Origin of the sequence: Rhizobium sp. B230/85 (assembly GCF_019355735.1) — a bacterium.
GTDB lineage: Bacteria > Pseudomonadota > Alphaproteobacteria > Rhizobiales > Rhizobiaceae > Rhizobium > Rhizobium rhododendri.
In genome coordinates this window covers 1,125,789-1,144,932 of record NZ_CP072157.1, presented here as the reverse complement: position 1 = coordinate 1,144,932, position 19,144 = coordinate 1,125,789, and the positions used below count along the sequence as shown (strand labels likewise).

The 19,144-nt window shown below is 62.8% G+C and carries 18 protein-coding genes; 8 read left to right on the top strand and 10 right to left on the bottom strand.

Features of this window, described 5'->3' with window-relative positions; all coding sequences use genetic code 11:
- From J5289_RS23295 to J5289_RS23280, 4 genes are all read left to right on the top strand, one after another.
- Positions 1-846, top strand: a complete 846-nt coding sequence (locus tag J5289_RS23295) for an ABC transporter permease (protein WP_142832200.1) — start codon at positions 1-3, stop codon at positions 844-846.
- A gap of 185 nt (positions 847-1,031) precedes the next feature.
- Positions 1,032-1,850, top strand: coding sequence for an ABC transporter ATP-binding protein (locus J5289_RS23290; protein WP_142832201.1), 819 nt, complete (start codon positions 1,032-1,034; stop codon positions 1,848-1,850).
- Positions 1,847-2,617, top strand: coding sequence for an ABC transporter permease (locus J5289_RS23285; protein ID WP_142832202.1), 771 nt, complete (start codon positions 1,847-1,849; stop codon positions 2,615-2,617). Before J5289_RS23290 ends, J5289_RS23285 begins: the two co-directional genes overlap by 4 nt.
- Before the next feature lie 49 nt (positions 2,618-2,666).
- Positions 2,667-3,698, top strand: a complete 1,032-nt coding sequence (locus tag J5289_RS23280; RefSeq protein ID WP_209207160.1) for an ABC transporter substrate-binding protein — start codon at positions 2,667-2,669, stop codon at positions 3,696-3,698.
- A gap of 87 nt (positions 3,699-3,785) precedes the next feature.
- Here J5289_RS23280 and J5289_RS23275 read toward each other — a convergent pair whose 3' ends face one another.
- On the bottom strand, positions 3,786-5,948 hold the full coding sequence (locus J5289_RS23275; RefSeq protein ID WP_209207161.1) for a malate synthase G: 2,163 nt from the start codon (positions 5,946-5,948) through the stop codon (positions 3,786-3,788).
- A gap of 110 nt (positions 5,949-6,058) precedes the next feature.
- Complete coding sequence (locus tag J5289_RS23270; RefSeq protein WP_209186313.1) at positions 6,059-6,955, bottom strand: LysR family transcriptional regulator; 897 nt, start codon at positions 6,953-6,955, stop codon at positions 6,059-6,061.
- 180 nt (positions 6,956-7,135) lie between these two features.
- On the opposite strand from J5289_RS23270, the gene J5289_RS23265 reads away from it, so the two are divergent.
- The 4 genes from J5289_RS23265 (at position 7,136) to J5289_RS23250 (ending at position 11,843) form a co-directional block, all read left to right on the top strand.
- Positions 7,136-8,575, top strand: a complete 1,440-nt coding sequence (locus tag J5289_RS23265) for an FAD-linked oxidase C-terminal domain-containing protein (protein ID WP_209207162.1) — start codon at positions 7,136-7,138, stop codon at positions 8,573-8,575.
- The gene (locus J5289_RS23260; protein WP_209207163.1) at positions 8,572-9,768 is read left to right on the top strand and encodes an FAD-binding protein; all 1,197 of its coding nucleotides are present in this window, start codon (positions 8,572-8,574) and stop codon (positions 9,766-9,768) included. Before J5289_RS23265 ends, J5289_RS23260 begins: the two co-directional genes overlap by 4 nt.
- A gap of 31 nt (positions 9,769-9,799) precedes the next feature.
- Entirely contained in the window at positions 9,800-11,143 is a 1,344-nt protein-coding gene (glcF, locus tag J5289_RS23255; RefSeq protein ID WP_142832235.1) for a glycolate oxidase subunit GlcF, read from the top strand.
- 160 nt (positions 11,144-11,303) lie between these two features.
- Positions 11,304-11,843, top strand: coding sequence for an RES family NAD+ phosphorylase (locus J5289_RS23250; protein ID WP_247749414.1), 540 nt, complete (start codon positions 11,304-11,306; stop codon positions 11,841-11,843).
- A 442-nt stretch (positions 11,844-12,285) separates the two neighbouring features.
- Here the strand turns inward: J5289_RS23250 and J5289_RS23245 are convergent, their stop codons facing one another.
- From J5289_RS23245 to J5289_RS23210, 8 genes are read right to left on the bottom strand one after another with little or no spacing between them, the layout of a single operon-like run.
- Positions 12,286-12,705: a heme-binding protein gene (locus J5289_RS23245; RefSeq protein WP_142832233.1), complete on the bottom strand. Its 420-nt coding sequence runs from the start codon at positions 12,703-12,705 to the stop codon at positions 12,286-12,288.
- Between the two features lie 53 nt (positions 12,706-12,758).
- A complete protein-coding gene (locus tag J5289_RS23240; RefSeq protein ID WP_209186308.1) occupies positions 12,759-13,844 on the bottom strand; it encodes an ABC transporter ATP-binding protein in 1,086 nt (361 codons plus the stop codon).
- Positions 13,831-14,868 carry an ROK family protein gene (locus tag J5289_RS23235; RefSeq protein ID WP_209188184.1) on the bottom strand — a complete coding sequence of 346 codons (1,038 nt, stop codon included), beginning with the start codon at positions 14,866-14,868 and terminating at the stop codon, positions 13,831-13,833. The genes J5289_RS23240 and J5289_RS23235 overlap by 14 nt, the downstream gene beginning before the upstream one ends.
- Positions 14,865-15,590 carry a ribulose-phosphate 3-epimerase gene (locus J5289_RS23230; RefSeq protein WP_209186306.1) on the bottom strand — a complete coding sequence of 242 codons (726 nt, stop codon included), beginning with the start codon at positions 15,588-15,590 and terminating at the stop codon, positions 14,865-14,867. The genes J5289_RS23235 and J5289_RS23230 overlap by 4 nt, the downstream gene beginning before the upstream one ends.
- A complete protein-coding gene (locus J5289_RS23225; RefSeq protein WP_209186305.1) occupies positions 15,587-16,417 on the bottom strand; it encodes an alpha/beta fold hydrolase in 831 nt (276 codons plus the stop codon). The genes J5289_RS23230 and J5289_RS23225 overlap by 4 nt, the downstream gene beginning before the upstream one ends.
- Positions 16,414-17,235: a sugar phosphate isomerase/epimerase gene (locus J5289_RS23220; RefSeq protein ID WP_209186304.1), complete on the bottom strand. Its 822-nt coding sequence runs from the start codon at positions 17,233-17,235 to the stop codon at positions 16,414-16,416. Before J5289_RS23220 ends, J5289_RS23225 begins: the two co-directional genes overlap by 4 nt.
- Positions 17,235-18,311 carry a Gfo/Idh/MocA family protein gene (locus J5289_RS23215; protein WP_209207164.1) on the bottom strand — a complete coding sequence of 359 codons (1,077 nt, stop codon included), beginning with the start codon at positions 18,309-18,311 and terminating at the stop codon, positions 17,235-17,237. The genes J5289_RS23220 and J5289_RS23215 overlap by 1 nt, the downstream gene beginning before the upstream one ends.
- Positions 18,312-18,323: 12 nt before the next feature.
- Positions 18,324-19,142 carry a sugar phosphate isomerase/epimerase gene (locus J5289_RS23210; protein WP_209207165.1) on the bottom strand — a complete coding sequence of 273 codons (819 nt, stop codon included), beginning with the start codon at positions 19,140-19,142 and terminating at the stop codon, positions 18,324-18,326.
- Positions 19,143-19,144: the final 2 nt, after the last annotated feature.

Genomic DNA, 19,144 nt, shown 5'->3' with positions numbered 1-19,144 from the left:
ATGGTGGCCGCCTTTTTGCCGGACACAGGCCCCTCCCGCCGGCGAAAAGCTCTCGTTGCCGGCGCCACCCTTGTTGTGCTGCTGATTGCGGTGGCGCTCTTGTCGCTTGCCTGGACACCGGCGTTGCCAGCCAAAATGCAGATCGCCCACAAGCTGCAGCCGCCACTCGCCTTTGGCCTGCTCGGCACGGACCAGTTCGGACGCGACGTGCTGTCGATGCTGATGGTCGGCTGCTGGAACTCCCTGTCGATCGCCATCGTCTCGGTCGCCATCGGCGGCACGCTCGGCTCTATCATCGGCATTACCTCGGCGGCCCTGCGCGGCGCCTTCGAATTCGTGACGATGCGGGTGTGCGACGTGGTCTTCGCCCTGCCGCCGATCCTGTCGGCGATGCTGCTCGGGGCTTTTCTCGGACCCGGTCGTTTGACAGCGATCCTGGCGATCGCCACCTTCATGATCCCGGTCTTTGCCCGCGTCAGCATGGCAAGCGCCCTGCAGGCCTGGAGCCGGGATTACGTTCTCGCCGCCCACGCGCTCGGCAATACCCGCCTGTCCATCTCCCTCCGGCACGTGCTGCCGAATATCGCAAGCCAGATCATCGTCCAGGTAACCATCCAGCTGGGCCTTGCGATCCTGACCGAGGCAGGGCTCAGTTTCCTGGGGCTGGGACTTTCCCCGCCGGCTCCGACGTGGGGGCGGATGCTGGCCGACGCGCAGACCTATCTGGCGCTGGCCCCATGGCTTGCCATCCTGCCCGGCCTTGCCATCGCCCTATCTGTAGTCGGCTTCAACATGCTCGGCGACGGCCTGCGCGACCTGCTCGATCCACGCAACGCAAGCCGCTGATGCACGAGAAAGCGCCTTTCTTCTGCCTCGCTACCACGGGATAGAGCTGACATAATTTGCCAACAATGTCTCGGCTATGGTCCGCCGACGAGCTTGACGGCAGAATGGGGCTTTGATTTCATGAAGCAAATACGCGCACCAAGTTCCTGGAACGCTAAACGGCAGTCGAAAAAGGAACGCATGGCATGACGTCAGGGACCCCGAGGGCGGTCAGTCTGAAGAACGTGGCGATTTCGTTTGGCCACATCGGGAAGAAGCAATACCAAGCCGTCGCTCCGACCAATCTCGATATCGATGAACATGAATTCCTGGCCATCGTCGGACCGACGGGATGCGGCAAGTCCACGCTTCTCAACGCTGTGGCCGGCCTTCTCGCGCCTGCCTCGGGATCGGTGGAGATATTCGGAAAACCACTGAAGGGCCTGAACCGCGAAGCAGGCTATCTCTTCCAGCAAGATGCCCTTATGCCATGGAAGACGGTTCTCGAAAACGTCGCGATCGGCCTGGAGGTTGCAGGTATGTCCTCGAGCGACGCCCGGCGAATGTCGCTCGAATGGCTGGAGCGCGTCGGGCTCGGTGCTTTCGCCGACCGCTTCCCGGCAACACTCTCCGGCGGCCAGCGCAAGCGCACCGGCCTGGCGCAGGTCCTGATCCGCAACCCGAAGATCCTGCTGATGGACGAGCCCTTCGGCCCGCTCGATGCCCAGACACGCCAGATCATGGGAGATCTGCTGCTGAGACTCTGGTCTGAGGATCGCAAGGCTGTCCTGTTTGTCACCCACGATCTGGATGAGGCGATTGCTCTTGCCGACAGGGTGTTGATCATGTCGGCCGGCCCACGGTCGCGGATTATCGGTGATTTCAGGGTGCCGCTCGCCCGCCCGCGCGAGATTGCCGATATCCGCCACGACGCGACGTTCAATGAGCTTCATCGCGAGATCTGGGAGGCGCTGCGCGACGAGGTCATGACTGCCTACCGGCAGACGAGCGGGGCTGGCCGATGAACCGCGTGCTTCTCTTTTCCCTGCGGGTGCTGGTCGCCGCCCTCATCCTGGCGACCTGGCACGTGGCAACCACCACAACGCTGTTCGGAAACCCAAAAACCATGGCATTTTTCTTCGCAGATCCATGGAAAGTGTTGTTGCGCATAGTTGACTGGTTTGCGAGCGGCTCGATCTGGTACCATCTCTGGATCACCCTATCGGAAGCCACGCTTGCCTTTCTGCTCGGCTCTTTCGGCGGTGTTTTTCTGGGCTTCTGGTTTGCCCGACAACCGATGCTCGCTGCGGTCTTCGATCCCTATGTCAAGGCTGCGAACGCCTTGCCCCGCGTCGTGCTGGCGCCGATTTTCGCATTATGGTTCGGTCTCGGCATCTGGTCCAAGGTGGCGCTTGGCTTCACCCTGGTGTTCTTCATCGTGTTTTTTAACGTCTACCAGGGTGTCAAGGAGGTGAGCCAGCCTATCCTCGCCAATGCCCGAATGCTCGGCATGAACGAACGGCAATTGCTTCGCCACGTCTACCTGCCCTCCGCCCTATCATGGATGTTCTCCAGCCTGCACACCTCGGTGGGCTTCGCAGTGGTTGGCGCAGTTGTCGGTGAATATCTCGGTTCATCCGCCGGTCTTGGATATCTGATCCAACAGGCCGAGGGGGTGTTCGACGTGACCGGCGTCTTTGCCGGCATGTTCGTGCTGATGGCGTTCGTCTTGATCGTCGACGGTCTGGTGACTGTCGTCGAACGCCGGCTTTTGGCCTGGCGGGGCCAATAAGTTCAATTTCCGCCTACCGCTGTAGCGAAACCGAAACCAAGGAGCAGACATGAAACGCAGGACTTTTCTGATCGGAACGACGGGTGCGATATTCGGCGCATCTCTCAACGGCATCCCGTCGGCGATGGCACAGGACGCCAAGCCTGAAAAGACCGACGTGTCTATCGGAGTGGGCGGCAAGCCCCTGTTGTACTACCTGCCGCTGACAATCGCGGAACGCAAAGGCTTCTTCAAGGAGGAGGGCCTGAACGTCACGATCAATGATTTTTCGGGTGGTTCGAAGTCACTCGAAGGTCTGGTCGGCGGTTCGCTCGATATTGTCGCTGGTGCCTACGAGCACACGATCCGCATGCAGACCAAGGGACAGGATATCGTCGGGATATGCAATCTCGGCCGCTTCCCCGGTATCGTCATTGCCGTGCGCAAGGATCTCGCCGGCGAGATCAAGTCTATGGCCGACATGAAGGGGCGCAAGGTCGGCATCACCGCGCCCGGCTCCTCGACAGCGCTGATGTTCCAGTACGCGATGCTGAAGAGCGGATTGAAGGCCGACGATGCCTCGCTGATCGGGATCGGCGGAGGTGCAGCCGCACTCGCAGCCTTCAAGAGCGGTCAGATCGATGCCCTATCGCATGTCGATCCTGTCATCGCGCAGCTGCAATACGACAACGACATCGCCATTCTCCTCGATACGCGCACAGAGGCCGGCACCCGGTCCCTCTTCGGCGGCCCTAATCCAGCTGCGACGGTCTATATCAAGAAGGAGTTCACTGTCGCCAATCCGGTGACCACGCAGCGCACCGTCAACGCATTCATGAAGGCGTTGAAGTGGATTGGGCAGGCCAGCCCCGAGGATGTGGCCAGCGTGGTGCCAACGGAATACCAGCTGGGTAACCGCGATCTGTACATGCAGGCGTTCAAGAACTCGAAAGAGATGTACTCGCTGGATGGTCTGGTCACCAAGGAAGGCTACGACTCGATGATGGGCGTGCTGAAGACGCTCGATCCAGGACTTGCCAATGCCGATGTTCCCTTCAGCAAGACCTTCGATCCGACGTTTGCCAAAGCGGCGAAGACTTGACCGGCCCGGAGATCATGGAACGTTAGCCTGACGTGAATGCCAGAGTGGAGCAGAAACCTACCGCCCACTCTGGCAACAGCTATGGGATCACGCAGCTTTCAGCGCGATCCGCCGGCGGTGCAGGACAGGCTCGGTGTAGCCGTTGGGCTGATTGCGGCCTTCGAGCACCAGTTCAAGCGCCGCCTGGAACGCGATGGAGGCATCGTAGTCCTTTGCCATCGGCCGGTAGAGCGGATCGCCTGCATTCTGACGATCGACGACTTCAGCCATCCGCCGGATGGTCTCAATGATCTGGCTCTCGCTCACCACCTTGTGGTGCAGCCAGTTGGCCATGTGCTGGGCGGAGATGCGCAGCGTCGCGCGATCTTCCATCAGGCCGACATTGTTGATGTCGGGCACCTTCGAGCAGCCGATGCCCTGGTCGACCCAGCGCACGACATAGCCGAGGATGCCTTGAGCATTGTTGTCGAGCTCGTGCTGGATTTCCTCCGGCGTCCAGTTCGGCCTGACGGCGACCGGAACGGAAAGAATATCGGACAGCTTGGCGCGGGCGCGGTCCTTTAGCCCTTGCTGGACGGTTGCGACATTGACGCGATGGTAATGCGTGGCATGCAGGGTTGCGGCTGTCGGCGATGGCACCCAGGCTGTGTTGGCGCCGGCCTTGGGATGGGCGATCTTCTGCTCCAGCATCGCCGCCATCAGGTCCGGCATGGCCCACATGCCCTTGCCGATCTGCGCATGGCCGGACAGGCCGCAGGCAAGGCCGATATCGACATTCCAGTTCTCGTAAGCGGCGATCCAGGCGGCCTGCTTCATGTCGCCCTTGCGGATCATCGGGCCTGCTTCCATCGAGGTGTGGATCTCGTCGCCGGTGCGGTCGAGGAAGCCTGTGTTGATGAACACCACGCGCTCCCGGGCAGCGCGAATACACTCCTTCAGATTGATGGTGGTGCGGCGCTCCTCGTCCATGATGCCCATTTTGATGGTGTTGCGGGGCATGCCGAGCACGTCCTCGACGCGCGAGAAGATCTCGGCTGCGAAGGCCACTTCTTCCGGCCCGTGCATCTTCGGCTTGACGACGTACATGGAATCCTCGCGCGAATTCTGGTGCCGACCGTTGGGGCCGATGTCGTGAAGGGCGATCAGCGCTGTGATGGCGGCATCCATGATGCCCTCCGGCACCTCGAGCCCGTCGCGGTCGAGAATAGCCGGATTGGTCATGAGGTGGCCGACATTGCGGATCAGCATCAGCGAGCGGGCGTGCACGAGGACGCCTGTTCCATCCGGCGCCGTGTAGGAGACATCCGGGTTGAGGTGCCGCGTGAAGGTCTTGCCGCCCTTTTCCACCTCTTCCGTGAGATCGCCCTTCATCAGCCCAAGCCAGTTGCGGTAGACAGCCGTCTTGTCCTCGGCGTCGACTGCGGCGATAGAATCTTCGCAATCCATGATCGTGGTGATCGCCGATTCCAGCCGGACATCGGAGATGTGGCCGGCGTTGCTCTTGCCGATCGCCGTCGTCGCATCGATGACTATCTCGATATGGATGCCGTTGTTCTTCAAAAGCAGATGGGTCGGCGCGGCGCTGTCGCCGAGATAGCCGGCAAACTGCGCAGCGCTGGTCAGCTCAACCGGCTTTCCAATAGCCGCAGTAACGTCGAGCTTTCCGTCGACGACGGCGAACCCCGTAACATCCTTCCAGCTGGCACCGGAGAGCGGCACGGCCGCATCGAGGAAGTCGCGGACCCAGGCGATCACCTTGGCACCGCGCGTTGGATTGTAGCCCTTACCCTTGTCAGCCCCGTCGCTCTCCGGGATGGCATCGGTGCCGTAGAGAGCATCGTAGAGCGAGCCCCAGCGGGCGTTGGCAGCATTCAGCGCATAGCGTGCGTTCATGACCGGCACGACTAGCTGCGGCCCGGCGATGGTGGCGATCTCAGCGTCGACGTGGGCGGTGGAGACGGTGAAATCCGGACCTTCCGGGAGCAAGTAGCCGATCTCGCGCAGGAAAGCCTGGTAGGCCTCCATATCAGTGGGCGCGCCGTTCTTGCGATACCAGTCATCGATCTGAAGCTGCAGTTCGTCGCGGCGGGCAAGCAGTGCCCGGTTCTTCGGGGCAAGGTCATGGACGATAGCGGAAAAGCCGGCAAAGAACGCATCGGCCGCAACGCTTGAGCCGGGCAAGGCCTCGTCGACCAGGAAATCGTGCAGCGCTGCATCGATCTGCAGTCCGTTCTTGTCAATACGCTTCATGTCGCTCGCTCCTGAAATTCGCATGGAGCGTAGTTAGCGGCGACGAACTCACCTAGTCAATTCGGCGATAGTGAATAACATTTATGCCATCTGAGAAATAACGGCCTGGGCTAAAGCTCCCAGTAGGGGACGGGGCCATAGAGGTCGGCGAGAAAGTCGATGAACAGGCGCACCTTGGACGGAAGATGCTGGCGGCTGGGGTAGACGGCTGAAAGCGCCACATTCTGCGATCCCTCGAACTGCTGCAGGACCTGCACGAGCCTGCCCTGCTTCAGCTCGGGACCGACATCCCATGTCGAGCGCAGGGCAATGCCCAGGCCGGCGATCACCGCCTCGCGGATCACCTCGCTGGAGTTTGTATTGAGCATGCCCTCGGGCCTCAGCGTCACATGCCCGCTCGGCCCCTCGAGCCGCCAGGCATCGTTGTTATGGGCGGGAATGCAGGTATGGCGGTCGAGATCGTCGATATTGGATGGCGCGCCGTGTTCGGCGATGTAGGCCGGCGAGGCGCACAGCACTCGCCGCACCGGTGCCAGCCGGCGTGCTACGAGGCTGGAATCGATCAGCTCCGCGATGCGGATGGCAACATCGAAACCGCCACCGACGATATCCGTCATCTCGTCGGTCAGGACGAGGTTGATCGCCAGATTGGGGTGTCGGGCCATGAAGACCTTCAGGTTCGGCGCGACATGCATGCGGCCGAAGGAGGTCGGCGCCGAAATCTTGAGGATGCCCTGTGTTTCCGCAGAACGACCGGCGATGTAGGACTCGGCATCCTCCAGCCCCGCCAGGATTGCGAGCCCCCGGTCGTAGAAGCCCTGGCCTATCTCCGTCAGCGACAGCTGCCGCGTTGTCCGCTGCAGCAGCCGCGTTCCAAGCTGGTCTTCCAGCCGTTTGATGCGTTTCGAAACCACTGCCGGCGAAAGCCCATGCGCGCGCCCGGCATCGGACATGCTGCCGCTCGAGACGACTGCAATGAAGATCTGAAGGTCATGGAAATTGATCATTCGGAGATCTCCGTCCTATCCTGTTCGTGCCCCGACGAGCCGGAATTTCCGGGCGTGCCAGGGCTTTTTCGATAGGACATTTGTTCCGGCTTTGCAAAAGTCCTTTGCACTATTCACCGCTTGGCAAGAATGCCGGATATGCTAGACATGAAGCTTCTGGGTGTCGCTGAGGAGGGCGCCATGACTGATGCGATCGAGTTCCTGACGCTGCGGCCGGATGTACTGGCCCGACGCGCGGAGATCGTTGCCGACCTCGTCGGTCTCCTGCCGTCGGAGTGCCTCATCCACGAGCCGCGCGAACTCATGCCGTTCGAGACGGACGCCTTCGTTTCCTACAGGCGCATGCCGCTGGCGGTGGCTTTGCCGCGCACGACTGACGATGTGGCCGTCGTGCTCGACTACTGCCACCGAAACGGTATCCCGGTCGTGCCGCGCGGCGCGGGCACCTCGCTCTCCGGCGGGGCCATTCCGCAGGAAGACGCCGTCGTCATCGGCCTGTCGAAGATGAACACCATCCTCGATATCGATTTTGACAACCGCACCGCCACCGTTCAGGCCGGCGTCACCAATCTCAGCATTTCCGAACGCGTCTCCGGCGACGGCTTCTTCTACGCCCCGGACCCGAGCTCGCAACTCGCCTGCACCATCGGCGGCAATATCGCCATGAATTCCGGCGGCGCGCACTGTCTGAAATACGGCGTGACGACCAACAACCTGCTCGGCGTCACCATGGTGCTCGTCGATGGCACCGTCATCACACTCGGCGGCAAGGCGCTCGATGCGTCCGGCTACGATCTCCTCGGCCTCATCTGCGGCTCTGAAGGCCAGCTAGGAATCGTCACCGAGGCGACGGTGCGGCTGATCGCCAAGCCTGAGGGAGCCCGCCCGGTGCTTTTCGGCTTCGACACGTCGGAGCATGCAGGCGCCTGCGTTTCCGAGGTCATCGCGTCAGGCATCATCCCCGTTGCCATGGAATTCATGGACAAACAGGCGATCGAGATCTGCGAGGCCTTTGCCCATGCCGGCTATCCGCTCGATGTCGGCGCGCTGCTGATCGTCGAGGTCGAGGGATCGGAGGCCGAGATGGACCTGATGCTGAAGAGCATCGTCGAGATCGCCGGCCGGCACCAGGTGAAGACCGTCCGCGAATGCCAGTCGGCCACAGAGGCGGCACTGATCTGGAAGGGCCGTAAATCGGCTTTCGGCGCCACCGGACGCATTGCCGACTATATCTGCATGGACGGCACGGTGCCACTCAGCCAGTTGTCCTACGTGCTGCAGAAGACCGGCGAAATCGTTGCGCGCTACGGCCTGCGGGTCGCCAACGTCTTCCATGCCGGAGATGGCAACATGCATCCGCTGATCCTGTTCAATGCCAACGACCCGAAGGAATCCGCCGACGCCGAGGCGGCCGGCATGGACATCCTGAGGCTCTGCGTCGATGCAGGCGGCTGTCTGACCGGCGAGCACGGGGTCGGCATCGAGAAACGCGACCTTATGCGGCATCAATATGCCGAGGTCGACCTCGCCCAGATGATGGCAGCCCGCAGCGCCTTCGACGAAGGCTGGCTTCTCAACCCCTCCAAGGTCTTCCCCCTCGATGGACGCGCCGCCCGATGACGCTGATCCCGACCACGGAAGAGGAAGCGGCCACTATCATCCGCGATCACGCCTCCAAAGGCCACGCGCTGTCGATCGTTGGCGGCAACAGTCGCGCCGGTTTCGGCAATGCAGTTTCCACCCATTCGGAGCTGACGTCGCGCGGAATGACGGGCATCGTCGCCTATAATCCCGGCGAGATGGTAATGACGGCGCGTGCAGGCACGCCAGTCGAGGAAATCGAGGCGGCGCTGGCGGCCAGCCACCAGATGATGGCCTTCGAGCCCATGAACCATTCTCCCCTGATGGCAACTTCCGGGGTTCCGACCATCGGCGGCATTTTCGCCGCCAATGCGTCCGGCCCGCGTCGCATCCTCGCAGGGGCTGCCCGCGACAGCCTGCTCGGCGTGCGTTTCGTCAACGGTCGCGGCGAGATCGTCAAGGCGGGCGGGCGGGTGATGAAGAATGTCACCGGGCTGGATCTTCCCAAACTGATGGCCGGGTCGCACGGCACGCTTGGCCTGCTCACCGAGGTCACTTTCCGCGTACCGCCGAGCCCCAAGACGGAGCAGACGCTCGTGATCTCCGATCTTACGGATGAAGCTGCGACCAAGGCGATGGCCGCCGCCATGGCGCTGTCGGTAGAGGTATCGGGTGCCGCGCACCTGCCGGTCACGGTCGCCTCGACATTCGCGCCCGCCGCCTGGTCCGCTCATTGCGCCATGGTCCTGCGCATCGAAGGTCTTGCCGCATCGGTTGACGTGCGGATGGAGAAACTCAGTCGCGCCATGGCAGGCATCGGCCCCGTCGGCCAGCTGCCGGATGCCGAAAGCAAAGCCGTGTGGCGCGCGATACGCGATGTCGTGCCCTTTGCCGACGGCACGATGCGGCCGGTCTGGCGTGTCTCCGTCGCCCCCGGCGCCGGCCATCGGCTGGTCGCCGCCCTTAGGCAGGAGGCCGGAGTCGATGCCTTCTACGACTGGCAGGGCGGCCTTGTATGGCTGCGGATGGAAGCCGAGCCGGATGGCGCCGTGCTGCGCCGTCACATCGCCAATGCCGGCGGCGGTCACGCGACATTGCTGCGCGCCACGCCGGACGCCCGCGCGCAAAACGACGCCTTCGAGCCGCAACAGCCAGCGGTGGCGCTTCTCTCGGCGCGTATCAAACAGAAATTCGATCCGGCAGGCATATTCAATCCAGGGAAGATGGGATGAGCGGTGACGTTCCCCATCAGCGAAAGATCCGATGCAGACCAATTTCACCGCCGAACAGCTGACCGATCCGAGCGTTGCTTTTTCGGAGCAGATCCTGCGAAAATGCGTCCATTGCGGCTTCTGCACCGCCACCTGTCCGACCTATGTGACGCTCGGCAACGAGCTCGATAGCCCGCGCGGCAGGATCTACCTGATCAAGGACATGCTGGAAAACGGCCGGGCCGCCGACGCCGAAGTGGTGACCCACATCGACCGCTGCCTGTCGTGCCTTGCCTGCGTCACCACCTGTCCGTCCGGTGTCGACTATACCCACCTCATCGACCACGCCCGCGCCCATATCGAGGAAACCTACAAGCGGCCGCTGATGGACCGCATGATCCGCAATCTGCTGGCATCGGTCCTGCCTTACCCCCGCCGCTTCCGACTGGCGCTCGGTCTCGCCAGGCTGGGGCGGCCGTTTGCCTCGCTGCTTCGGCGCGTGCCGGCGCTGCTGCCTTTTGCAACGATGCTCGACCTCGCACCCCGCGCCATCCCGCCGTCCTCGCCATTCGCAAAACCCGGCACCCATGCCCCGAAGGCTGAAAAGCGCGGCCGCGTGGCGATCCTGACGGGATGTGCGCAACCGGTGCTCGATCCGGCGATCAACGCGGCGACGATCCGGCTGCTGACGCGGCTCGGCGTCGAGGTCGTGGTACCAGCCGGCGAGGTATGCTGCGGCTCGCTTGTCCACCATATGGGCCGCGAGCATCAGGCGCTGGTGCAGGCGCGCGCCAATGTCGACGTCTGGGTCGGCGAAATCGACCGGGGTGGCCTCGATGCCATCATCATCACCGCCTCCGGCTGCGGCACGACGATCAAGGACTACGGCCATATGCTGCGGCTCGACCCGGCCTACGCAGAAAAGGCGGCCCGGGTCTCGGCGCTGACCAAGGACATCACCGAATATCTGTCAGGGCTGGATCTCCCGCGACAGCAGCCAAAGGGCATCGCCGTCGCCTATCATTCCGCCTGCTCGATGCAGCATGGCCAGAAGATCACCACCGCGCCGAAGCTGCTGCTGAAAGCTGCTGGCTTTACCGTGAAGGATCCCGCCGAAGGTCATCTCTGCTGCGGCTCGGCCGGCACCTACAACATCATGCAGCCCGTCATTTCCGGCCAGCTCAAGGCCCGCAAGGTGCGCAATCTCGAAGCCACCCGCGCCGATATCATCGCCACCGGCAACATCGGCTGCATCACCCAGATCGCCACCGGCACCGCAACCCCGATCCTGCACACGATAGAACTGCTGGATTGGGCCTATGGCGGCGATGTCCCGCAAAAGCTGCGAGGGTTGGCTGGACTTGTAGATCAGGTTCAAGGGCCGCTTTCGTCATAGGTTTCTGGCGCAATCGCGTGAAAGGTCACACGCGAGGACCGACAGCAGGGCCACTTTGGATCACATGGTAGATATTGGGCGCTTCTACGCGCGTCACTCGACCGTCTTAATCTCGGGATAATTCATCGGTTTGCCGTCGGTTGGCTAAATGAGTAACTGCATGATCGAGATCCAAGGTCACTTTAGGAAGATTTCCGGACGCTTCTTCCGTTCTGTTTTGTTGGATCATGTTGACCACGTGCTGGAACCTCCCATTGCGACGCATGCAGGTCGTTATCACCGGCACGGAGAGCCAACACTTTATACGAGCGCGACCTTCGAATGGGCCGTTATGGCGATAGCCGGATACATGCGTCAGGACAGTCGGCCACGCGTCGTTGTCCCGCTTCACGTCGGCCAAGCTCTTGTGCTCGATCAACATGACGAGAACGCTTGCAGTCAGCTTGGTATCGATCGAGAATCGTCAAATGAGTCCTGGCAAACTGCGTTGTCGGAGGGTCGGGAGCCACCCTCCTGGCACAACGCAGACATAGCCCGGCGCGCCGGCGCTGATGGAATTATCGACAGATCGCGCCTTATCCCGGGCGGGTGGCACCTCAACCTGTTCCGCTGGAATCAACTCGGCGGCCCCACTGTTGACGTCTGTGGTCCGCCGGTGCCTATTGAGCTCACTGCCGATGGACCCGTTTGGGGTCTTTGATCACAAGCGGATGCCCCGTTGATGTCCTCGACCCGCCGCTAGGGCCTGGGAGCGATCATTCGCCTGTCGGCAAAGATAAACTCAGTTTGCGCAAGGTTCTACGCCGGCTCTTCCGCCCTTGCCGGCAGCGGTACCTTTGCCGGCTTTCCCGTCCTTGCCATTTCGTCCGGAGACACCGCACCTGATACCGATGTGCGCCGACTGATCCCGGGACGCAGCGGCGGACGTGCTCGCGGCACCTTGCTTTGGCGGTCGTGGAATTACTTTGACCTCGTTAGCAGCGGCGATACCCCAACTTACGAGAAATAATGCCGAGATAGCTACGAACGTCATCAGGCGCGAATTGGAAGCAAACATGTCGCAAACTCCTCGCCATCGGTCGTGCACCGCGTGACGGCGGTCTGCGTTAGCAGGTCTTTCAGCTGCTAACGCCAGCAAATCCTCAGACCGGATCTGCGCCGATGGCGGCGAGCGCGGCGCGGGCGACTTCGAAATCCTGGTCGCCGCTGCCGGAACCGATGCCGATGGCGCCTGCAAGCTTGCCGGCGAAACGGATCGGCAGGCCGCCCGGCAGGTGGGTGACGCCGCCCTGGGAGGCGATGCCGGCGGCGGCCCCGAATTCAAAGGCCATGCCGCCCGTCGGCGCGTTGATCGACGCCGCGGTGCGGGCCTTGGCGCGGGCGGTGTGCATGCTGAGATATTTGGCGCCGTCCATGCGCAGGCTGGCGATCGTCTCGCCGCTGGCATCGACGATGTGGATGCACTGGGGCACGCCCATCGCGACGGCCTTGTCGACTGCGGCCGATACGGCCTGCAACGCGCCGGCATGGCTGAGGGTCAGGGTTTCGCGTGTGAATGTCATGTCTCTTACCTCGATTTCGAAGGAATGACCGATCGCATGGCGAGCGGTCCTTGTCAGTTCAACTTGGCGAGAGCCTTCCCGGCCTTGTCGAAGAGATGGCAGTTGTGCGGCTCTATGCCGAGCTTGATCGGGGCATGGAGGGCGGTTTTGTCAGCGCCATCCGTCTGTACCACAAGTGATATGTCAGGCGAGATGTCGACGTGAAAGACCGTCAATCCGCCAAGCCGTTCGGCAAGGATAGCCTTGCCGTCGAACTGACCGGTCTCGCCGATACGGATATGCTCCGGCCGGATCCCGAGCGTGATTTCATCGCCGACCTTGATCTCGCCAGGGGCGACAGCGACGGGTATCTCAACACCGTCCAAAGCAACCACTGTCACGCCAACCGGACCAATGGCATCGACGCGGACCGGCAGCAGGTTCATCTTCGGCGAGCCGATGAAGCCGGCAACAAAGATATTGGCCGGGTGATTGTAGAGATCGAGCGGCGATCCCACCTGCTCGATGCGGCCGGCATTCAGCACGACGATCTTGTCGGCCATGGTCATCGCCTCTATCTGGTCATGGGTGACATAGATCATCGTCGCTTCCAGCGTCTGGTGCAGACGCATCAGTTCGAGACGCATGTTGACGCGCAAGGCGGCGTCGAGATTGGACAGCGGCTCGTCGAACAGGAAGATCTTCGGGTTGCGGACGATGGCCCGGCCGATGGCAACGCGCTGGCGCTGCCCGCCGGACAGATCTTTGGGTCGCCGGTCGAGCAGGTGCGAGAGCTCCAGGACCTTGGCTGCCGCGTTGACCTTGGCGTCGCGCTCACTGACCGGGATGCCGGCGATCCGGAGTGCAAAGCCCATGTTTTCCGCCACCGTCATGTGCGGGTATAGCGCATAGGACTGGAACACCATGGCCAGCCCACGCTCGGAGGGATCGATATCGTTCGCCCGGACACCATCGATGACAAGATCGCCGCCGGTGATATTCTCGAGACCGGCGATCATCCGCAGCAGGGTGGACTTGCCACAGCCCGATGGCCCAACGAACACCACGAATTCGCGGTCGACGACGTCGAGGTCGATGCCCTTGATGACTTCGACCGCACCATAGGCCTTGCGGGCATCGCGCAGTTTAAGATTGGCCATGACGAGCCTCCGTTGTGCTGGCGGGACTGTCCCCGCCTGAATTGTTCGGGTGGGCCGCGGACGTTGCGGCATCCCTGTCGTCGCTGTGCAGGACCAGGCTCGCCGCCCCGATCAGCCCGGCGTGACGACCGAGTTGGGCCGCGACAATCGGAACGTCGCGGTAGGCGGACATGGCACGCTCGGCGACCGTGGCCTTGATCTGTGCATGCAGCATATCAAAGCCGTGGGAGATGCCACCGCCGACGACAATGATGTCTGGCGAATAGAGGTGCAGCAGATTGGTGAGACCGATGCCAAGCCAGCGAGCTTCGACCGCCAGCATCTCCAGCGCCTGCCGATCACCCCGGCGTGCCGCATCGACGACATGCCGGCCGGTGACATCGCCATCGGCCGACAGCGCCCGCATCATCGATCCGTCGAAAGGCCGCGTGCCGGTGGTCGCCCTTCGGCCAAGCGCGGTGCCCGAGGCCAAGGCTTCGAAGCAGCCGATCGCGCCGCAAAAGCAGCGCTCTCCCTCGTTGGTGATCGTCATATGGCCGATTTCAGCCGCAAGCCCCCGTCGCCCGTGCAGGATACGGCCTTCGGCGATGACGCCGCCACCGATACCGGTCGAAACGGTGGCAAAGACCATGGAGGCCGCACCTCTGCCGGCGCCGTATCGCCACTCGCCGAGAGCGGCGGCGTTGGCGTCGTTCTCGAGCCAGACCGGCAGCTTGAAGTGCTCCAGCAGGATGTCTGCGAGCGGAACGTCATGCCAGCCGGTGAGCGTCGGCGGCGCAATGACAATGCCGGAAACGGGATCGAGCGGCCCGGGAGCACCGACGCCGACGCCGACCGGTTCGATGTTTGGCGTTTGCCCCCTGATCTCGGCGGCTAGCGCCTGCATCTGTCCGATGACGGCACGCGGCCCGTCCGCTGCCAGCGTTGGCACCGACAGGAATGACAGCAGGTCGCCCGCGCGGTTCACCATCGCGGCCCGCAGCTCCGTTCCACCGAGGTCGAATGCGAGGGCGGCGTCTGTCACTGGGCGTGGCTTTCCAGGGCATGCAGCCATTTCATCCGGGCGGCCAGATCCTTGTCGCCAAAGGCCAGCGACCCCAGGACGACTGTCTCGGCGCCAGCAGCGCGCAGAAGCGGCACGGTCTGTTCGCGAATGCCACCATCTGCGGCAAGGACGATTTCGGCTTCACGGCCGGCAGCGCGGATGAGCGCGCGCGCCTCGATCAGCCGATCACATGCCTTTTCCGACAGGCTCTGACCTTTCACGCCGATGGACGTTCCGAGCAACGTCACGAAGGCAACATGCGGCAGGAACGGCTTGACCGCTTCCACCGACGTCTCCAGCCGCAGGACAACACCGCCGGCTGCGCCCATTTCCTTGGCGATCGCCAATGCCCGAAGACCGGCCTCGCCGTTTTCCGCATGGACGCTGATGAGGTCGGCACCGGCCTCGATGAACTGACGGGTCTGCTCCTCGACGATCTCGGCTTCGACCATCAGGTGAACGTGGATGGGCTTTGCGGTGGACTTGGCAATGCGGGCCACGAGATCGGGGAAGAACAGGAAGCCCGGGGTAAAGCGCGCATCCGCAACGTCGATATGATGCAGGTCGACGTGATCCTCGATCCGTTTGAGATCGGTTTCCATGTTTATAAGATCGGCCGACCAGAGTGAGAATTCGCCGAGCAGGCGGTCGCGGGGGAGGGCGGCGATGGCGGCGGGGCCAGAGAGGGTCTTCGTGATCATGATGCGAAACGGCTCCGGAGGGTTTCAGAGGAGAGGAATTGCGAGATGGCGCTTTGGGTCTCTGCGAAATGACGGGCCTTGTCGGCAGCCTTGGCGGCGATCTCGACGAAGGCGGCGCCTGGAATTGTGGCCGCAAGCGTTTCGGCTGATGACAGCGGATGGATAGCGTCCTGGCGGTTGCCGATGACAAGCGTCGGAACGTCAAGCGCAGCGGCCGAGGTCTTGGTCACGTCCGGTCCGTCGCTTGCGATATCGACGAGTACCTTTGCGAAGGCGGCAGCGTCAGGTCGATCGAAATAGCCGAGCAGGGATGCGAAATTGTCCGGCGCGTCCCGTTGAAGGTCGGACCCCGTCTCTGAGGCGACAAATAGGTCGCGTGCTTGCTCGAGCGGATGAGTAAGGATGAGTTTGCCGACAGTGCGGATCGGCGCCATGTTTTCGGGCGCGGCATCGAAGGTCCAGGCTGGCCGCACCAACACCAGAGCTGCGATGCGGTCCTTGTGGAAATGGGCCAGATGGAGCGCGATGGCGGCGCCCATGGAAATACCGCCGACGGCGAGGCGCTCGATGCCGCACCGATCGGCAGCCGCGAGAACGTCGTCGGCAAACATGGCGATTGAAAACGGCCGCCGGCTGCCGAGCGACGAGCTGCCATGGCCGCGACATTCCACAGTCAGGCGCCTGAAGCCGCGGCCGTCGGGAAAGGCCTGCGCCACCTGCGCGTCATTGCCTCCCAGCCCGTGCTGGAAGAGCACCGGCGGACCGTTGCCGAAGTCGAAGACGGCAAGCTCGGCATCGTCGCGGGTGAGATAGACTGGCTCGCTCATCCGACCATTCCCTTCAGGAAGGCTGCAACGCCGGAGGCCTCATCGGCCGCGAGCCCATGGGTAACGAGGGCGCCGTCGAAGCCGGAGGCTTTAAGGCGGGCGAGGAAATCGCCGAAATCCACGACGCCCTTGCCGGCAGTGGCAAAGCTACCATCCGCATGGCGGTCCTTGGCGTGCGCCATGGCGACGTGTCCGGCAGCCGTATCGACCGCTCGCGCCACGATGGATCGCGCCTCGTCAGGCGTGGCAGCCTCGAAGAGGTTGGCGGGGTCGAGGACGATGCGCAGCTTGCGCGATCCCATCTCGGCGATCAGTCGCATGGCATCTTCTGCCGAGGTCACGATGTTCGCCTGCTCAGGCTCGATGCCGAGCATGACGCCATAGCCTTCGGCCAGTGCCAAGGCCTTGGCCATCTCCAGGGCCATGTCGGCCCAGGCGGAAGGATCGGCATTGTCCGGGTGGTGCGCCCACTGATCGACAGGGTTGCGGCTGCCTGTGCAGAGCGTGACCAGCGGAATGGCAAGCGCCGCAGCAGTTCTGATCACGACCTCCAGCTGCCTCAGCCCGGCCTGTCTGACGGCAGGGTCCGGATGGGCCATGTTATAGGTCCCGGACAGCGCCACCAGCGAGACGCCACTCGTCTCGGCAGCCGTCCGGATGGCGGTGATAGTGCTCTCCGGCACGGCGTCCGGCATCGATGGCAGGCCGCAGCAGGCAAGATTGAACTGCGTCGCTGAATAGCCGTTGCCGGCGACCGCCGACAGGACGGCAAGCGGATCTGTCCCCGGAAAGGTCTTGGCGAAGATACCGACCTGCATCAGACCGATCCCGTCACGGATGCGATTTTGACGCGTTCGCCGGTTTCAACCGAACGGGCAATGGCGACCATGGCACGGATCGAGGCAATGCCGTCATCGACATTGGCGCCGCGCATCGGAGCCCCGGTCAGAACCGTATCGGCGAGACCCTCCAGCTGGCGGCGGAAGAAATGCCCATCGGCGCCCAGAGGCCTGCGGGTGGTCGCGTCCTTCTCGTGGAAGATATCGACCTCGCTGGCGCGGAAATACCAGGGATTGAAGGTCTTGGCGAGAACGGACCCGTGCTCGCCATAGAGCTGGAAGCCCTCGTGCCAATCCATCCTGGCGGCAACGGTCAGATCGAGATGGCCGAGCGCTCCGTTGGCAAATTCGGTTTCGACGAACCAGCAATAGGCACCGGCTCGCTCCAGCAGGCGTGCCCGGACCGCGACCAGTTCGCCGCAGAAAAAGCGCGCCGTATCGACCAGATGAGAGCCGTGCGCCAGCATGAAATACTGCCGAAGATCGGCCTTCGGATTACCGCCCGGCTTGCGTGCCAGCTTGCTGGTTACCGGCAGCGGCTGGACGGCGTCGGTGTTGGTGTAGCGGTGCGTGGAATCGCAGTACCAGGCCTTGAGCGCGAAGATCTGGCCGATATCGTCGCGCACGAAGTCGCGCGCCGCTTCCAGAGCCGGATCGAAGCGCTTCATGTGGCCGACCTGCAGGATCTTGCCCGAGCGCTTCACCGCATCGGCCAGCTGCTGGCCTTCCTCGACGGAAACGCCGATCGGTTTTTCGCAGAGAACATGCTTGCCTGCGTCGAGAGCCTTGATCGACATCGGCACATGGTAGGCATCGGAGGTGGCGACGATCACGGCTTCGAGCTCGGGATCGGCCAGCATGGCGTCGTAGTCGCCGTACATCTTCTGCGGCTCGTAGGTCGCACCCATGCGCGCCAGGAGATCCGGTGCTGCATCGCAGATTGCGTAGAGATCGGCGTTACGCGCTTTCACACAAGATTCGAGATGGGCAAATTGGGCAATCGGCCCACAGCCGAGAACGCCCACCCGCAATCGACGCTGTTCTTTCTCGATCATTGCACTTCTTCCTTATGCACCATAGCCGCGCATTGTCTGGCGGTTGAGTTTCACGGCAGCAGCGGGATCGCGCCCCGCCGTCTCCGATTCTTCCTCGAGCACCAGCCAGCCGTTGAAGTTCGGCGCCTTGCCGACGATGTCGAGCACGGCCGGCGTGTCGAGCACGCCCTCGCCAAGCATCGCCCACTGGTCGTTGGCATCGACATCCTTGAGGTGAAGGTAGCGGATGCGGGCCTGGTAGGTTTTGAGAGTGTCGAGGATGTCGTCGTGACCGCGCAGGATGTGCCCGGTATCCGGGATCCAGCCGACCAGCGCGGGATCCAGCAGCCCAAAGATCGTGTCGTAATCGGCCCGGTCGAACAGCAGAGTGTTATGATGCGAACTCGGATGCACCGCCACCGTGACGCCCGATGCCTGGCCGAGGGCCGCAGCACGATTGTAGAACTCGGCGGCGACTTTGAATTTCTCCCCGCGTGGGCCGTCCGATACGACCGTGGCAGAGCCGATCGACACCAGTGCGCCCTCGAAATGGGAAGCGAAATCGACCCAGCGCTGCGCGACGACCAGATCGGCGTCAATGCGGTCGGCAACCGTGAACCCCGTCTGCGAGCCGAAGGCGAAGGACACCAGGTGCAGTCCGTGGTTGGCCAGCGCCTTCTTGAAATCGGCAGGCTTGTCAGCATAGCGGCCGATCATCGTATCGGTGATTTCGATGCCCTCGTAACCGCCGGCGGCGATTGCTGCCAACAGGTCATCGGCGGTCCCGCTCCAGCCGGCGCCCAGCATCTCCCATGTAAACGTCTGGCAGCCGACCTTGAAATCCGTGGTCATTG

Excerpts from the sequence above, each read along its gene's own strand:
- J5289_RS23215 (WP_209207164.1), bottom strand. The coding sequence starts at position 18,311 with ATGATCGAGAAAGAACAGCGTCGATTGCGGGTGGGCGTTCTCGGCTGT.
- J5289_RS23230 (WP_209186306.1), bottom strand. The coding sequence starts at position 15,590 with ATGATCACGAAGACCCTCTCTGGCCCCGCCGCCATCGCCGCCCTCCCC.
- J5289_RS23290 (WP_142832201.1), top strand. The coding sequence starts at position 1,032 with ATGACGTCAGGGACCCCGAGGGCGGTCAGTCTGAAGAACGTGGCGATT.
- J5289_RS23285 (WP_142832202.1), top strand. The coding sequence starts at position 1,847 with ATGAACCGCGTGCTTCTCTTTTCCCTGCGGGTGCTGGTCGCCGCCCTC.
- J5289_RS23250 (WP_247749414.1), top strand. The coding sequence starts at position 11,304 with ATGATCGAGATCCAAGGTCACTTTAGGAAGATTTCCGGACGCTTCTTC.
- J5289_RS23295 (WP_142832200.1), top strand. The coding sequence starts at position 1 with ATGGTGGCCGCCTTTTTGCCGGACACAGGCCCCTCCCGCCGGCGAAAA.
- J5289_RS23245 (WP_142832233.1), bottom strand. The coding sequence starts at position 12,705 with ATGACATTCACACGCGAAACCCTGACCCTCAGCCATGCCGGCGCGTTG.
- glcF (WP_142832235.1), top strand. The coding sequence starts at position 9,800 with ATGCAGACCAATTTCACCGCCGAACAGCTGACCGATCCGAGCGTTGCT.
- J5289_RS23270 (WP_209186313.1), bottom strand. The coding sequence starts at position 6,955 with ATGATCAATTTCCATGACCTTCAGATCTTCATTGCAGTCGTCTCGAGC.
- J5289_RS23260 (WP_209207163.1), top strand. The coding sequence starts at position 8,572 with ATGACGCTGATCCCGACCACGGAAGAGGAAGCGGCCACTATCATCCGC.
- J5289_RS23210 (WP_209207165.1), bottom strand. The coding sequence starts at position 19,142 with ATGACCACGGATTTCAAGGTCGGCTGCCAGACGTTTACATGGGAGATG.
- J5289_RS23220 (WP_209186304.1), bottom strand. The coding sequence starts at position 17,235 with ATGCAGGTCGGTATCTTCGCCAAGACCTTTCCGGGGACAGATCCGCTT.
- J5289_RS23275 (WP_209207161.1), bottom strand. The coding sequence starts at position 5,948 with ATGAAGCGTATTGACAAGAACGGACTGCAGATCGATGCAGCGCTGCAC.
- J5289_RS23265 (WP_209207162.1), top strand. The coding sequence starts at position 7,136 with ATGACTGATGCGATCGAGTTCCTGACGCTGCGGCCGGATGTACTGGCC.
- J5289_RS23280 (WP_209207160.1), top strand. The coding sequence starts at position 2,667 with ATGAAACGCAGGACTTTTCTGATCGGAACGACGGGTGCGATATTCGGC.
- J5289_RS23240 (WP_209186308.1), bottom strand. The coding sequence starts at position 13,844 with ATGGCCAATCTTAAACTGCGCGATGCCCGCAAGGCCTATGGTGCGGTC.
- J5289_RS23225 (WP_209186305.1), bottom strand. The coding sequence starts at position 16,417 with ATGAGCGAGCCAGTCTATCTCACCCGCGACGATGCCGAGCTTGCCGTC.